The 14,645-nt window shown below is 62.1% G+C and carries 11 protein-coding genes; 6 read left to right on the top strand and 5 right to left on the bottom strand.

The genetic code is table 11. The annotated features are described in order from the left end of the window. Positions 1 to 274: 274 nt before the first annotated feature. Positions 275 to 1,876: a peptide chain release factor 3 gene (locus ON753_RS14450; RefSeq protein WP_265963330.1), complete on the bottom strand. Its 1,602-nt coding sequence runs from the start codon at positions 1,874 to 1,876 to the stop codon at positions 275 to 277. A 175-nt stretch (positions 1,877 to 2,051) separates the two neighbouring features. On the opposite strand from ON753_RS14450, the gene ON753_RS14455 reads away from it, so the two are divergent. Continuing rightward, complete coding sequence (locus ON753_RS14455) at positions 2,052 to 2,606, top strand: DUF2585 domain-containing protein (protein ID WP_265963331.1); 555 nt, start codon at positions 2,052 to 2,054, stop codon at positions 2,604 to 2,606. A gap of 49 nt (positions 2,607 to 2,655) precedes the next feature. Here the strand turns inward: ON753_RS14455 and ON753_RS14460 are convergent, their stop codons facing one another. Next, positions 2,656 to 3,690, bottom strand: coding sequence for a LacI family DNA-binding transcriptional regulator (locus ON753_RS14460; protein ID WP_265963332.1), 1,035 nt, complete (start codon positions 3,688 to 3,690; stop codon positions 2,656 to 2,658). Between the two features lie 210 nt (positions 3,691 to 3,900). On the opposite strand from ON753_RS14460, the gene ON753_RS14465 reads away from it, so the two are divergent. The 5 genes from ON753_RS14465 to ON753_RS14485 all read left to right on the top strand — a co-directional run bounded on the left by ON753_RS14465 (position 3,901) and on the right by ON753_RS14485 (position 10,149). Continuing rightward, a complete protein-coding gene (locus ON753_RS14465) occupies positions 3,901 to 5,424 on the top strand; it encodes a sugar ABC transporter ATP-binding protein (RefSeq protein ID WP_265963333.1) in 1,524 nt (507 codons plus the stop codon). Between the two features lie 2 nt (positions 5,425 to 5,426). Continuing rightward, on the top strand, positions 5,427 to 6,449 hold the full coding sequence (locus ON753_RS14470; RefSeq protein WP_265963334.1) for an ABC transporter permease: 1,023 nt from the start codon (positions 5,427 to 5,429) through the stop codon (positions 6,447 to 6,449). A gap of 98 nt (positions 6,450 to 6,547) precedes the next feature. Further along, on the top strand, positions 6,548 to 7,504 hold the full coding sequence (locus ON753_RS14475; protein ID WP_265963335.1) for a substrate-binding domain-containing protein: 957 nt from the start codon (positions 6,548 to 6,550) through the stop codon (positions 7,502 to 7,504). Between the two features lie 182 nt (positions 7,505 to 7,686). Next, positions 7,687 to 8,742, top strand: coding sequence for a sugar phosphate isomerase/epimerase family protein (locus ON753_RS14480; protein ID WP_265963336.1), 1,056 nt, complete (start codon positions 7,687 to 7,689; stop codon positions 8,740 to 8,742). A 246-nt stretch (positions 8,743 to 8,988) separates the two neighbouring features. Continuing rightward, positions 8,989 to 10,149, top strand: coding sequence for a Gfo/Idh/MocA family protein (locus tag ON753_RS14485; protein WP_265963337.1), 1,161 nt, complete (start codon positions 8,989 to 8,991; stop codon positions 10,147 to 10,149). 198 nt (positions 10,150 to 10,347) lie between these two features. On the opposite strand, the gene ON753_RS14490 is transcribed toward ON753_RS14485, so the two are convergent. From ON753_RS14490 to araD, 3 genes are all read right to left on the bottom strand, one after another. Further along, positions 10,348 to 11,856, bottom strand: coding sequence for an aldehyde dehydrogenase (NADP(+)) (locus ON753_RS14490; protein ID WP_265963338.1), 1,509 nt, complete (start codon positions 11,854 to 11,856; stop codon positions 10,348 to 10,350). A 121-nt stretch (positions 11,857 to 11,977) separates the two neighbouring features. Next, positions 11,978 to 12,901, bottom strand: coding sequence for a Gfo/Idh/MocA family protein (locus ON753_RS14495; protein ID WP_265963339.1), 924 nt, complete (start codon positions 12,899 to 12,901; stop codon positions 11,978 to 11,980). Continuing rightward, a complete protein-coding gene (gene araD / locus ON753_RS14500; protein WP_265963340.1) occupies positions 12,901 to 14,643 on the bottom strand; it encodes an L-arabinonate dehydratase in 1,743 nt (580 codons plus the stop codon). The genes ON753_RS14495 and araD overlap by 1 nt, the downstream gene beginning before the upstream one ends. Positions 14,644 to 14,645: the final 2 nt, after the last annotated feature.

Below are 14,645 nucleotides of genomic sequence, written 5' to 3' on the forward strand. Positions count from 1 at the left end.
TACTGCTAGCTCGTAGTAGTACAGCGAAACCGACATACATTTCGGTAAAGATTCGAATCTATCAACAGATAGGGTTAGAGGAGTGTTATCACCTGAACCTAAAAGTTGCAGATTTCCACCTTGCTTTTATTCTTTCCCTATAATTGACAGGGGAAACAAGCCGAGAATTCGCATAAATCATACGTAAAATTTACCAGCAGGATACTGCTTGGACAGCGGCCGCCCCTGTGGATACGTTTGCCGCAAAACCCGTCCGGCGACCGATCGCCCGCCGTCACGCCTCGTGAACGATTTCCCGTGTTTCGCGGAATTTCGCGTCCGGGAATTTTTCAGTGACGTGGCCGATTTCCCAAGCGTTCTTGAACAGGAACACCGGCCGGTCGTCCCGGTCATTGGCTATCGACATGCGATGGCCCGTCAGCATCTTCTGCATGGTCTGATTGTCGGCCTCGATCCAGCGAGCCGTGGTGTACGGCACGGCTTCAAAGCCGATCTCGGTGCCGTATTCGGCCTTCAGGCGATCGACGACCACGTCGAGCTGCAGCGCGCCGACCACGCCGACGATCCAGTTCGAGCCCAGGTCCGGCTTGAAGATCTGGACCAGGCCTTCTTCCGCGAGATCCTGCAGGCCCTGGCGCATCTGCTTGACGCGCATGGTGTCGGAAAGGCGCACGCGGCGCAGGATCTCCGGTGCAAAGGCCGGAAGTCCGGTGACGTGAATGTTCTCGCCCTCGGTCAGGGTGTCGCCGACGCGAAGCTGGCCGTGGTTTGGCACGCCGATCACGTCGCCCGGATAGGCAAGGTCGGCGATTTCGCGCTCTTCGGCGAAAAAGAAGATAGGCGCGGAAACGGCGATCGTCTTGTCCGCGCGCACGTGCTTCAGCTTCATGCCGCGCTTGAACGTGCCCGAGCACAGGCGGACGAAGGCAATGCGGTCACGGTGTTTCGGGTCCATGTTCGCCTGAACCTTGAAGACGAATCCGGTGACCTTGTCCTCATTCGGCATGATGGTCCGCCCGCCCGTCGCCGGCTGGGAATGCGGCGGCGGGGCAAAGTCGGCAATGAAGTCAAGCAGTTCCTCGACGCCGTAGTCCCTGAGCGCGGAGCCGAAGAACACCGGCGTCATATGGCCTTCCAGGAAGCTCTCCTTGTCGAACCGGGCGTAGCCTTCAGCGCCCAGTTCGACGTTTTCCGTAAGCTCGTCCATGATCCGGTCGAAAACCGTGCCGGTCAGGATCTCGTCGTCCAGCCCGGAAACATCCCTGGTCACGGCATAGGGGCCGCCGCGCTCGCCGGCCGAGGTATGGAATTTCTTCTTTTTCCAATCGTAGACGCCGAAGAAGTCGGAGCCCATGCCGACCGGCCAGGTCTGCGGCGAAACGTCAAGCGCCAGGGCTTCCTGGACCTCGTCGAGGATTTCCAGGGCATGGCGCCCTTCCCGGTCGATCTTGTTGACGAAGGTGATGATCGGAATGTCGCGCAGGCGGCAGACCTCGAACAGCTTCCGGGTCTGGGTCTCGATGCCTTTGGCCGCATCGATCACCATGATCGCCGCGTCCACGGCGGTGAGCGTGCGGTAGGTGTCTTCGGAAAAGTCCTCGTGGCCCGGCGTGTCGAGCAGATTGTAGATGATGCCGTTGCGCTCGAACGTCATTACGGAGGACGAAACGGAGATCCCGCGCTCCTGCTCGATCTTCATCCAGTCGGAGCGGGCGCGGCGACGCTCGCCGCGCGCCCGTACCTGGCCGGCGGCCCGGATCGCGCCGCCCGAAAGCAGCAGCTTTTCGGTGAGCGTCGTCTTACCGGCATCCGGGTGGGAAATGATCGCAAAGGTGCGCCGGGCTTGGTGAGGCGCCACGCCGTTGAGGCTGGTCATAATGATCTCCTGATTCCGGTTCCGGCGGAGCTGCGCAAACGCGCCGGAGAGCCGGGGCGCAGCTGTCACATGGAGCCGGACGGATTGATGTTTCGTTGGCGCAAGGTCATAGAGAGAATCAGGCTAAATTTCCAGCATAGAATCACAAGCCCCCTTCCCGTCCGAGGAGAGTTCCTTGAGCCCCAGCAAATGCCTTCTCATCGGCTTGATCATGATTGCCGCCACCATAGGCATCCTGTTGGCCATGGGACGGATGCCCATCTGCGAATGCGGTTACGTTCTTTTCTGGACGCCGACGGACGATGTCTCCGGCACTTCACAGCACATCGCCGACTGGTACACGCCTTCGCATATCATTCACGGCTTCCTGTTTTACTGGTTCTTCTGGCTGGTCCTTCGTAAGCGGCCGGTGGGCGAGCGAGCGCTCGGCGCGATCTTCATCGAAGCCGCCTGGGAAATCGTCGAAAACAGCCCCTGGATCATCAATCGCTACCGCGAGGAGACGATGGCGGTCGGTTATGCCGGCGACAGCGTGCTGAACTCGACATTCGACATCTGGTGGATGCTCGTCGGCTTCTTCTTCGCCTGGCGCATGCCGGTCTGGCTCACCATATTGGCCGCCATTGCCTTCGAGCTGCTGGCGCTCTGGGTTATCCGGGACAATCTCACATTGAATGTGCTGATGCTGACCTATCCGCTCGACGCCGTGAAGGCCTGGCAAGGAGGGTAGGCCCTTCCACACGCGTCGATGCGGCGACGTGCGGCGAGAACTCCCTTGCCTATTTCACCTTCCTCGAAACCCCGCCGCAGCTCTCGCGCACGATCAGGTCGCCGTGCAGCAGGTGGGTCTGCGTGGCAAGGGAGCGGTTTGCGAGCCGGTCGAGCAGGATGTTCATGGCCATTTCGCCGATGTGATGACGCGGCTGGCGGATGGTGGTGAGACCCGGCGTGAAGTTGTTAGCGAAGGGAATGTCGTCGAAGCCGAGCACCGAGAAGTCTTCCGGCACATTGTAGCCGCGCAGTTGCAGCGCCGAGATCACGCCGATGGCGGTGTTGTCGTTGAAGCAGAAAAAGGCCGTGGGCAGGTCGTCCTTGATGAACAGCCGCTCGACGGCCGCGCGCCCGCTCTCGGCCGAGCCGTCCCCCTCTACCCGCCAGTCGCGGAGGTTCTCGGGCGATTCCTTCAATCCCCTTTGGTAGCCGGAATGCCGCAGATCGCTGCGGATATCGGCCGGACCGCCGGATATGTAGGTGATCCTCCTGTGGCCGAGCGAAATCAGGTATTCCGTCGCCACCTTCGAGGCCGCCACATCATCGACGCCGACATAGCTGATCTGCGGGTTTGCCGCCGGCCGTTCCGTTGCAACGATCGGCGGAAGCGATGCCAGGGACGCCGGGGGCTCGCCCGCGACCGGGATGTGACCGGTCATGAGCACGAGGCCGTCCGCCATGCCGGTCGACAGGAACCGCAGGTAGTTCTGCTCCAGGCCGCTGGTTCCTTCCGTATTGCCGATCAGGACCCCGTACCCCCTGTCGTTGGCCGCCTTTTCCAGGCCCGTCAGGATGCCGGGAAAATTCGGATCGGCAATGGAGGACGCCAGCACCAGAACCATTTTTGAGCGCTGCATGCGAAGGTTCTGCGCCATGGCGTTGGCCATGTAGCCCGTGCGCGCAATGGCGGCGGTGACCTTCTTTCGCGTGCTCTCGGCGACTTTCTCCGGGGAACGCAAGGCGCGGCTGACCGTCGCGATGGAAACGCCCGCAAGCTTTGCAACGTCCTCGATTGTCGCCGGCCGGTCCACCGGTTCGCTCATTTTCAGCCCTCAGGTCGGTTCAGTGCGGGCGCATTTCCAATCGGCATAAGTGCATGATTTTCAATGTGGTCTAAGCTGTATAATGCGTATTATCGATTGTGAAAAGGTTTACAGCGGCCGATGTAAAGGTTTACATGCCTCGTGAAAACGTTTACATTTCAATCATGGCGCCAATGTGGAAGAGGGTTTGGCGCCTGGGAGGAACCAAGAATGCACGCTGAAGCGTCCGCTCCTGCGCCGATCATCGAGGCCGTCAATATCAGCAAGTCCTTCGGCCCCGTGCCGGTGCTGTTCAGTGTCAGCATGGACGTGCGGCCGGGCGAAGTCCACGCGCTGATCGGCGAAAACGGCGCCGGCAAATCGACGCTGATGAAAATTCTGTCGGGTTTCCACGACCCGACTTCGGGTCAGATCCGGCTGGACGGACAATCGACCTCCCTTCCCCCGAATGGCGCCGCCGAAAAGCTCGGGGTTGTCCTGATCCACCAGGAGCTCAATCTGGCCGAGCAGATGACCGTGGAAGAAAACGTCTTTCTCGGCCGCGAACTGAGAAAGAACGGCTTCCTGGACCGCGCCGCCATGCGGGCGAAGGTCCAGAAATACCTCGATGAAATCGGCCTTGCCATTTCCCCCACCGACCGCATCTCCGATCTTACCATTGCCCAGAAACAGATGGTCGAGATCGTCAAGGCCGTCAGCCGGAACGCGCGTATCCTCATCATGGACGAGCCGACCGCGGTTCTGACCGAAGAGGAAACCGTGGTCTTCTTCCGGCAGGTGAAAAAGCTGAAGCAAAGCGGCGTCGGCATCGTTTTCGTCTCGCACAAGCTCAGCGAGGTGAAGGCCATCGCCGACCGTGTGACCATCCTGCGCGACGGCCAGTGGATCGATACGCGGCCCTCGGCAGACCTGACGCCGGACATGATGGCGCAGATGATGGTCGGGCGCGAGCTCTCCGACCTCTACCCGCCCATGCATGAGGCCGATGTCGATGCCGAACTGGTCCTGGAAGTCGCCAATCTGCGTGCGCCAGGTGTCCGCAATGTCAGCTTCAGCCTGCGCAGGGGAGAAATACTCGGGTTTTCCGGCCTGATCGGCTCCGGCAGGACGGCCGTCTTCGAAGCGATCTGCGGGCTTGCTCCCGTCGAAAGCGGGACCATCAAGCTCTTCGGCCATGATGCCGGGTCCATGACGGTTGCGAAGGCCCGCGATGCCGGCCTTGCGTATCTCACCAAGGACCGGAAGGAAAAGGGACTGCTGCTCGACAAGAAGATGCGGCCGAACCTGACCCTGTTCGCATTGCCGAAATTCGTGAAGAACTTCACGATCGACACCAAGGCGGAGGAACAGGCCCTCCAGCGCGCCATCCGGCGGTTCGACGTGCGGACCCTCGATGTGGAAACAATCGTCGGCAAGCTCTCCGGCGGCAACCAGCAGAAGCTTCTGTTGGCCAAGACAATGGAAGGCGACCCCAGGATCGTCATCATCGACGAGCCCACCAGAGGCATCGATGTCGGCACCAAGCAGCAGATCTACCACTTCATCGCCGCGCTGGCGGCCGAAGGCGTTTCCGTCGTCGTCATATCGTCGGAAATGCCGGAGATCATCGGCATCTGCCACCGGGTCGTGGTGATGCGCGAGGGGCATATCACCGGCGTGCTGACCGGCGATCACATCAACGAAAACGAAATCATGCGCTACGCCGCGGGGCTGAAGCGGGAGGAACTTCATTGACCATGACAACTGCATCCGGGGATTCAGCTGCCAAGGCCGCCAGACGGTCTTCCATCGACTTCAAGACGCTCGGCCCGGCCCTGGCGTTGCTGCTGCTGTGCATCATCGGGTTCCTCCTGAACCCGTCCTTCGTCAGCGAGGGCAACCTGACCAACCTGCTGACCCGATCGGCCTTTATCGGCATCATCGCGGTCGGCGCCACGTTCGTGATCACCGCCGGGGGCATCGATCTTTCGGTCGGCTCCATGGCCGCGGCCATTGCCGGCGTCATGATCATTGTCATGAACAGTGCGGTCGAAACATTCGGCGCCGGTGTGCCGACGGTCCTGCTCGGCTGCGGCGTTGCCATCATCCTCGGCATTGGCGCCGGCTGGATCAACGGGGCTCTGACCACCAAGGGCAAGATCGAAGCATTCATCGTGACGCTTGGCACGATGGGGATCTACCGGTCGCTGGTCACCTATTTCGCCGACGGCGGTACATTGTCCCTGGACTTCAACATCCGCGGCACCTATCGGCCGGTCTATTACGAAACGTTCCTGGGCCTGCCCTTCCCCGTCTGGGTGTTCATCGCTGTTGCCATCTGCGGCTGGCTGCTGCTCAACCGGACGGCCTTCGGGCGCTACTGCACCGCCATCGGGTCAAATGAAGCGGTCGCGAAATACTCGGCGATCAATGTCGACCGGGTGAAGACGCTGACCTACATCATCCAGGGCCTGTGCGTCTCCTTTGCCACGATCATCTATGTGCCGCGCCTCGGCTCCGCCTCCGCCTCGACCGGCGTGCTGTGGGAACTGGAGGCGATCGCGGCCGTGATCATCGGCGGCACGGTGCTCAAGGGCGGTTACGGCCGGGTCGGCGGCACGATCCTGGGCGCGCTGATCCTGACCACCATCGGCAACATTCTGAACTTCACCGACATGATCTCGAATTACCTGAACGGCACGATGCAGGGCTTGATCATCATCGTTGCGGTTCTTTTGCAGCGCAGTGACTGGAAGCTCGGCAAGAGCGGAAAGGCATAGCGCGACGTTCAAGGAGATCGGGACCCGTCCCCTGTATCGAACCGGCTCGCACCGGACGGGAAAGGTGCGTCCAATCGGCAGCATTGGAGGAGGAAACAATGCTCATGAGAAATGCTTTGGGAGTGCTGGCGGTGGCCGGAACCCTTGCTTTTGCAGGGTCCGCGGCCGCACAGGATAAAATCAAGATCGGCGTCAGCTATCCAACCCCGACCCATGCCTGGGCCGCCGGGATGAACTGGCACGCGGAACAGGCCGAAAAGCGCCTGGAAGAGCTCTATCCGGATGTGGACCTGATCCTGGTCAACTCTCCGGATCCGGGTGCACAAGCAAGCGCGCTGGAGGACCTTGTCTCGGTCCACCAGATCGACGCGCTCGTTGTGCTGCCGTTCGAGTCCGAACCGCTCACCGATCCCGTGATGAACGTCAAGGAATCCGGTGCTTGGATCACGGTCGTCGATCGCGGCCTCAGCCAGCCGGGCATCGAGGACCTCTATGTCGCCGGCAACAACCCGGAACTCGGGCGGGTCTCCGCCAAATACATGAAGTCCCGCCTGAAGGAAGGCGACAACATCGTCATTCTGCGCGGCATTCCGACCGTGATCGACAATGAGCGCTTCGATGCCTTCATGGAGGAAATCGAAGGCTCCGGCATCAATGTGCTCGATCACAAGCACGCCAACTGGAACCGCGACGACGGCTTTGAGGTGATGCAGGACTTCCTGTCCCGCTTCCCCGATATCGACGCCGTCTGGGCCCAGGACGATGACATTGCCGTCGGCGTGGTTGCCGCACTGAAACAGGCGGGACGCGATGGCGACGGCATGTTCGTCGTCGGCGGTGCCGGCATGAAGGAAATCATCAAGGGCATCATGGACGGCGATGAACTGATCCCGGTCGATGTGCTTTATCCGCCCGCGATGATCGCAACGGCCATGGACGCAACGGTGGCTGCGTTCAAGTCCAACGGACCGGTCGCCGGCCGCTACATTCTCGGCGCGACGCTGATCACCCGCGAAAACGCCGAAAGCTACTACTTCCCCGACTCGCCGTTCTAGAGTCTGCGGAAGTCTCTGGAGCAAACTGCTCCAGCACCAGGAAACCGATCAGCCTTCTGCACCCAGTTGACCAGACTGAGTGCAGGTTGATCTGGCCGGGGCTTTGCGCGATGGGGTCCCGGCCCCTTTTGTCCCCTCGATGGTGAGGCCATTGCCTCCCGTTCAACCTCCTGGAGACCATCATGAACACCATAAAGGGTCCAGCGCTTTTTCTTGCCCAGTTCGCAGGGGATGAAGTGCCTTTCAATTCCTGGGCCTCAATCACGAAATGGGCGGCCGACTGCGGCTATATAGGCGTTCAGGTGCCGAGCTGGGACACGCGTCTGATCGACCTGGAGAAAGCCGCCAGCTCCAAGACCTATTGCGATGAGCTCGTCGGCACGGCCAGGGAGAATGGCGTCGAGATCACCGAACTCTCGACCCACCTGCAAGGCCAGCTCGTGGCCGTGCATCCGGCCTACGACACGGCATTCGACGGCTTCGCCGTACCGGAAGTGCGCGGCAACCCGGCGGCCCGCCAGACATGGGCCGTCGACCAGCTGAAGCTGGCGCTGGCCGCGAGCCGCAATCTCGACATCACCGCTCATGTCACCTTTTCCGGAGCGCTCGCCTGGCCCTATGTCTATCCTTGGCCGCAGCGGCCCGCCGGACTGATCGACACCGCGTTCGATGAACTCGCCAGACGCTGGCGGCCGATCCTCGATTATGCAGACGAAATGGGCGTGGACATCTGCTACGAGATCCATCCGGGCGAGGATCTGCACGACGGCACCACCTTCGAAATGTTCCTGGAAAGGCTGAACGGCCACGGCCGCTGCAAGATGCTCTACGACCCGTCCCACTATGTGCTGCAATGCCTGGACTATCTGGACAATATCGACATCTACAAGGACCGGATCGGTATGTTCCACGTCAAGGACGCGGAGTTCAATCCAACCGGACGCCAGGGCGTTTACGGCGGCTATCAGTCCTGGGTGAGCCGGGCCGGCCGGTTCCGCTCCCTCGGCGACGGCCAGGTCGATTTCGGCGCGGTGTTCTCCAAGATGGCAGCCAATGACTTCGACGGCTGGGCCGTCGTGGAATGGGAATGCTGCCTGAAACACCCGGAAGACGGTGCCCGGGAAGGCGCGCAATTTGTCAGGGACCACATTATTCGTGTAACTGAAAAGGCCTTTGATGATTTTGCCGATGGCGGTACTGATGAGGCAGCCAACCGGAAGATGCTGGGTATCGGTTAGAGGTTGGCTTTCAACGGCTTGCCCTTCAAGCGCCGCCTTGACGGACCGGCAGGCGACGGCCCCATCGTGAGAGGGACCTTCGGGTCCGTCCGGACGGATGGGCGGCAGAATAGGAGCATGCGGCCTGCCCGCTTTCGCGGGCGGGACTTGGAGGCGGACGCTTCCTCAGGATGCGGCCGCAAGGACAAGACAATTTTTTATCACAGGCGTTAGCGAGCGCAGGTTGAATTCAGCAGGAGGAGCAACATGGCAATAGAAGGAAAAGACAACCCGCACGCGCGCCCGATCCGGCTCGGCATGGTCGGCGGCGGCAAGGATGCCTTTATCGGCGCGGTTCACCGGATCGCCTCACGGATTGACGGGCGGTACGAGTTGGTTGCGGGTGCCCTCTCCTCTACACCGGAAAAAGCACTGGAATCGGGCCGGGCCCTCGGCCTCAAGGAGGACCGGACCTACGCCTCCTTCGCGGACATGGCGAAGCGCGAGGCACGGCTGAAGGACGGCATCGAGGCGGTCGCCATCGTGACGCCGAACCATGTCCACTATCCGGCCGCCAGGGAATTCCTGAAGCGCGGCATCCACGTGATCTGCGACAAGCCGCTGACCTCGACCCTGGCGGACGCCAAGAAACTCGCCAAGGCTGCTGAAGCCTCCGATGCCATGTTCTTCCTGACCCACAATTACACCGGCTATCCGATGGTCCGTCAGGCGCGGGAACTGGTCGAGAACGGCGACCTCGGCACGCTGCGCATCGTGCAGGTGGAATACCCGCAGGATTGGCTGACCGTGGAACAGCACAACAAGCAGGCGGACTGGCGGACGGACCCGTCGCGCACCGGCCTCGGCGGTTCCACGGGCGATATCGGCACCCATGCCTATAACCTTGCCTGCTTCGTCACCGGCCTTGCCGCCGAAAGCCTTGCCGCGGACCTGCAGTCTTTCGTCCCCGGCCGCAAGGTGGACGACAATGCGCACGTGATGCTGCGGTTTGCCGGCGGTGCCCGCGGCATGCTGTGGTGTTCGCAGGTAGCACCGGGTAACGAGAACAATCTGAAGGTGCGGGTCTATGGCGACAAGGGCGGCCTGGAATGGCACCAGGAGAACCCGAACTATCTCTATTTCACGCCCTTCGGCCAACCGATGCGGGTCCTGACACGCGGCGGCGCCGGCATGTCGGCCAGCATTGGACCGGCCACCCGCGTTCCGCCGGGCCATCCGGAAGGCTACCTGGAAGGCTTCGCCAACCTCTACAAGGAAGCCGCCGACGCCATACGCGCCCACCAGGATGGCAAGCCGATCTCATCGCTTGTCCCCGGCATCGACGCCGGAATGGCAGGCGTGCGTTTCATCGATGCCTGTGTCCGGTCTTCGGCGAAGAACGCGGCGTGGGTGAAGCTGGACGGGTAATTGCCGCGAAAAGCGAAACCCGCGCGTCACAGGCTCGGGCCTCTCGTTCCGAAACCGCCGCCCATGCCTCGAGACGGGCCTTTGGCCCTCCTCAGCATGAGGGTGGGTGAAGCGAGGTCCAGGCCAAAAGTAAAGCCCTGACGCCGAAGCGTCAGGGCTTTTCTGTATCAAGCATCAGCTGCGATGCCGTTTACCGCTTTACCGGACCGGCAGAATCGCCTCCGGCATGTTCTGGTAGCAGACAGGCCGCAGGAAGCGGCGAATGGACAGGGTCCCGACGGAGGTCGCACCGAAATTGGTCGAGGCGGGGTAAGGGCCGCCATGGACCATGGCATCGGCGACCTCCACCCCGGTCGGGAAGCCGTTGGCCAGCAGACGGCCGGCCTTCCGCTCCAGGACCGGCACAAGGCTCTGCGCGAGTTCCGTGTCACCGTCATCCATATGCAGCGTGCAGGTCAGCTGGCCTTCAATGCCGAGCGCGATCTGGCGCATCTGCTCCTGATCCTTGGCCCGGACAATGATGCCGAGGGGACCGAAGACTTCCTCTGCCAGCTCTTCATTGGCAAGCCAGGCATCGCCGGTGGTCTCGAACAGATAAGGCGCGGCTTCGCGGGTTTCGCAGGACGTGCCGATCAGCTCGCGGACACCGGTGGAGCCGGAAACGCGCCGGCTGCCGGAGCGATACGCCTCGGCGATGCCGTTCGTCAGCATGGTCTGCTTACCGCTCTCCCCGAGAGCCTCGACCGCCGCTTTGACGAAGGCATCCGCATCAGGCCCGTCAATGACGAAGGCGATGCCCGGGTTGGTGCAGAACTGTCCTGCTCCCATGGTCAGTGATCCCGACCAGCCCTTGGCAATATCCGCGCCGCGTGCGCCCAACGCCTGCGGCAGCAGGAACATGGGGTTGACCGAGCCGAGCTCGCCGAAGAACGGGATCGGCACGGGACGCTGCGCACACAGATCGAACAGCGCACGGCCGCCGGCAAGGGAGCCGGTGAAGCCGACCGCATTGATGTCGGGATGCTGCACCAGCGCCTGGCCGACGGCCCGGTTACCACCCTGGATCAGCGAAAAGACGCCCGGATGAAGGCCACACGACTTGACGGCCGCTGCAATCGCTTCGGCCACGATCTCACCGGTGCCCGGATGGGCCGAATGCCCCTTGACGACAACCGGGCAGCCGGCCGCCAGCGCGGCCGCCGTGTCGCCGCCGGCCGTGGAAAAGGCGAGCGGGAAGTTGGACGCACCGAAAACGGCGACCGGGCCGATGGGGCGTTGAACGAGCTTCAGGTCCGGCCGCGGCAGCGGCTTGCGGTCCGGCAAGGCCTCGTCGTGGCGCAGGTCCAGATAATCGCCCTTCAGGATATGGGACGCAAACAGGCGGAGCTGTCCGGTCGTCCGTCCGCGTTCGCCCTGGAGGCGGGCTTCGGGGAGCCCGGTTTCCGATGTACCGATTTCCGTGATGGCGTCGGCACGCGCCTCGATTTCATCGGCAATCGCGTTCAGGAACTTCGCCCGCTCCTCGCGGGTCGAATAACCGTAGCTCCAGAAAGCCTCCTCCGCCGCCCGGCAGGCGGCATCGACCTGCTCGACCGTGCCGACCGAGAACTTGTGGGGCTGCCCGTGAGCCGGTTCGGAGGAGAAAGTCGCTTCGCTCGCGACCCATTGCCCGGCAATGAGGTGCTTTCCGTGTGGCGTAAATGTCATGACAAACCTTCCGGTTTCAATGGCGTTATGGATCAGGCCGCATTCAGGCCGGCTGACCTGAATGCAGCTTGATCACTTTCAACGTGCTAGAGCATTTCGGGTTCATCCGAACCCGGAATGTCTAGAAGTGGAACGGATCCGTAGCGATCCGCCGGCCCAGTGAAAAAGCATCGCAGACATGGATCATGGGAGACAGGTCCATGTCGCTCTCGCCCGCCTTCAACAGAGCCGCCATGCGGGCATAGAGATTGGCGTATTCGTGGTTCGCGCCCTCTTTGGCCAGGACGCCATCTATTTCGAGCCGCTCGCCGCCGAGCGACATTCTGGCGCTTCCCCGGTCGGTCTCGACTTCGATATCCCAGGTCTGCGGGCCTTCGTGGCGCCAATCGAAATCGGCGCTCATGTCCGCGCCGCCCGGATCGACGAAAGTCAGTTTGGCAGCGATCGGCGTCGCCCGGTTTTCCGGGAATTCCAGTATAGCCTGAGACAGGTGGACCCGATAGGGCAACACTTCGGTCAGGATCGAGAGCGCGTTGATGCCCGGATCGAAAACACCCATTCCGCCCGGCTCCCAGATCCATTCCTGGCCCGGATGCCAGCGGCGGACATCTTCCTTCCAGCTGATCTTCAGCCGCTTGATGGTCCGGCTGGAAAGCCAGTCCTTCAGGTCCGGAACGCAGTCGGCGTAACGCGAATGCCAGGTGGCGAAGATCGTCACGCCCTGCTCTTTTGCCAGAGCCTCGAGAGCATAGCATTCGGCAAGGCTTTGTCCCGGCGGTTTTTCCAGCATGACATGCTTGCCCGCCTTCAACGCCTTGGCCGCATATTCAAAGCGCGGCTGCGGCGGGATCGCGAGCGACACCGTCGTGATGTCCGGCCGGTTCTGCAGCAGTTCGTCCAGCGTTGCGAAATGATCGACCCCGTCGACGGCCGCATGGCGGCTCACGGCCGCCTCGAGCGACCAATCAGGGTTGCCGTGGATTGCCGGTATGTGCTGGTCGCGGGCTATCTTGCCGATCCCGACCAGCGCCAGTTTTTCAGTCATCAGTGAGAATCCTTCGGGACCGCCGACCCGCGGCAGCCTTTGAGGAAGTCGAAATCCGCCCCGGTGTCCGCTCCCTCAACGTGGTCATGGAACAGACGGGCGTAACCGCTTTCCGGAACCTCGTGCGAGGGCCGCCACGCTGCCAGGCGTTCGGCCAGTTCCTCGTCCGGGATATCCAGATGCAGCCGCCGGTTCGGGACGTCGAGTTCAATCACGTCCCCGGTGCGCACGACCGCTAAAGGTCCGCCTGCGGCCGCTTCCGGGGACGTGTGCAGAACCACGGTTCCATAGGCCGTGCCGGACATGCGCGCATCGGAAATCCGCACCATGTCCGTGATGCCCTTTTTCAGGACCTTCGGCGGCAGTCCCATATTGCCGACTTCGGACATGCCCGGATAGCCCTTGGGCCCGCAGTTCTTCAAAACCATGATGCAGCTCTCGTCGATGTCGAGCGCATCGTCGTTGATCCTGGCCTTGTAGTCGTCGATATCCTCGAAGACGACCGCCCGGCCCTTGTGCTGCAAAAGGTGCTCAGATGCGGCAGACGGTTTCAGCACGGCACCGTTCGGTGCCAGGTTGCCCTTCAGAACCGCAATACCGCCCTGGCTCGTCAACGCCTTTTCGACCGGCAGAATGACGTCTTCATTCCAGTTACGGACGTTCTTGACCTGGTCCCACATGGTTTCGCCGGCAACGGTTATCGCGTCCTTGTGGAGCATGCCCGCTTCGCCGAGACGCTTGATGACTACCGGAAGCCCGCCTGCATAGAAGAACTCTTCCATCAGGTACTTGCCGGAAGGCATCAGGTTGACGATCGTCGGCACGTCCCGGCCGAGCCGGTCCCAGTCGTCGAGCGTCAGGTCCACGCCGACGCGGCCGGCAATGGCCAGAAGATGGATGACCGCGTTGGTCGATCCGCCGATCGCACCATTGGTGCGGATGGCGTTTTCAAATGCCTGCCTGGTCAGCACATCCGACGGCTTGAGGTCGTCCTTGACCATCTGCACGATACGGCGTCCCGAGAGATGCGCCATGACGCGGCGGCGGCTGTCGACGGCCGGAATGGCCGCATTGCCAGAAAGCGCCATGCCGAGCGCCTCGGCCATGGAGGCCATGGTCGAGGCCGTGCCCATGGTGTTGCAGCTTCCCGGCGACCGGCTCATGGCGGCTTCCGCCTCCAGGAACTCGTCCTGGGTCATTTCGCCGGCCTTCACGGCTTCGGAGAACTTCCAAAGATGAGTGCCGGACCCGACCCGCTCGCCCTGAAACCAGCCGTTCAGCATCGGTCCGCCGGAGACGGCGATCGCCGGAATATCGACGGAAGCGGCCCCCATGAGAAGCGACGGTGTGGTCTTGTCGCAGCCGACAAGAAGAACCACGCCATCGAGCGGCGTCGCGCGGATCGCCTCTTCCACGTCGATGCTGGCCAGGTTGCGGAACATCATCGCCGTCGGGCGCAGGGTGCTCTCGCCGGTCGAGAATACCGGGAATTCCACCGGGAACCCGCCGGCTTCGTAAATGCCGTGCTTGACCCGCTCCGCCAGATCGCGCAGATGCGCGTTGCAGGGGGTAAGCTGGGACCAGGTGTTGCAGATGCCGATCACCGGGCGGCCGTCGAACATGTCGTCCGGCAGACCCTGGTTCTTCATCCAACTTCGGTGATAGATATGGTCGCGGCTGGTGCCGCCGAACCACTCGGTCGACCGCAGCTTGCGCGGCCATTTTGCCGGTTTGAACGCCATGA

The sequence above is a fragment of the Roseibium salinum genome, assembly GCF_026240905.1.
Classification (GTDB): domain Bacteria; phylum Pseudomonadota; class Alphaproteobacteria; order Rhizobiales; family Stappiaceae; genus Roseibium; species Roseibium salinum.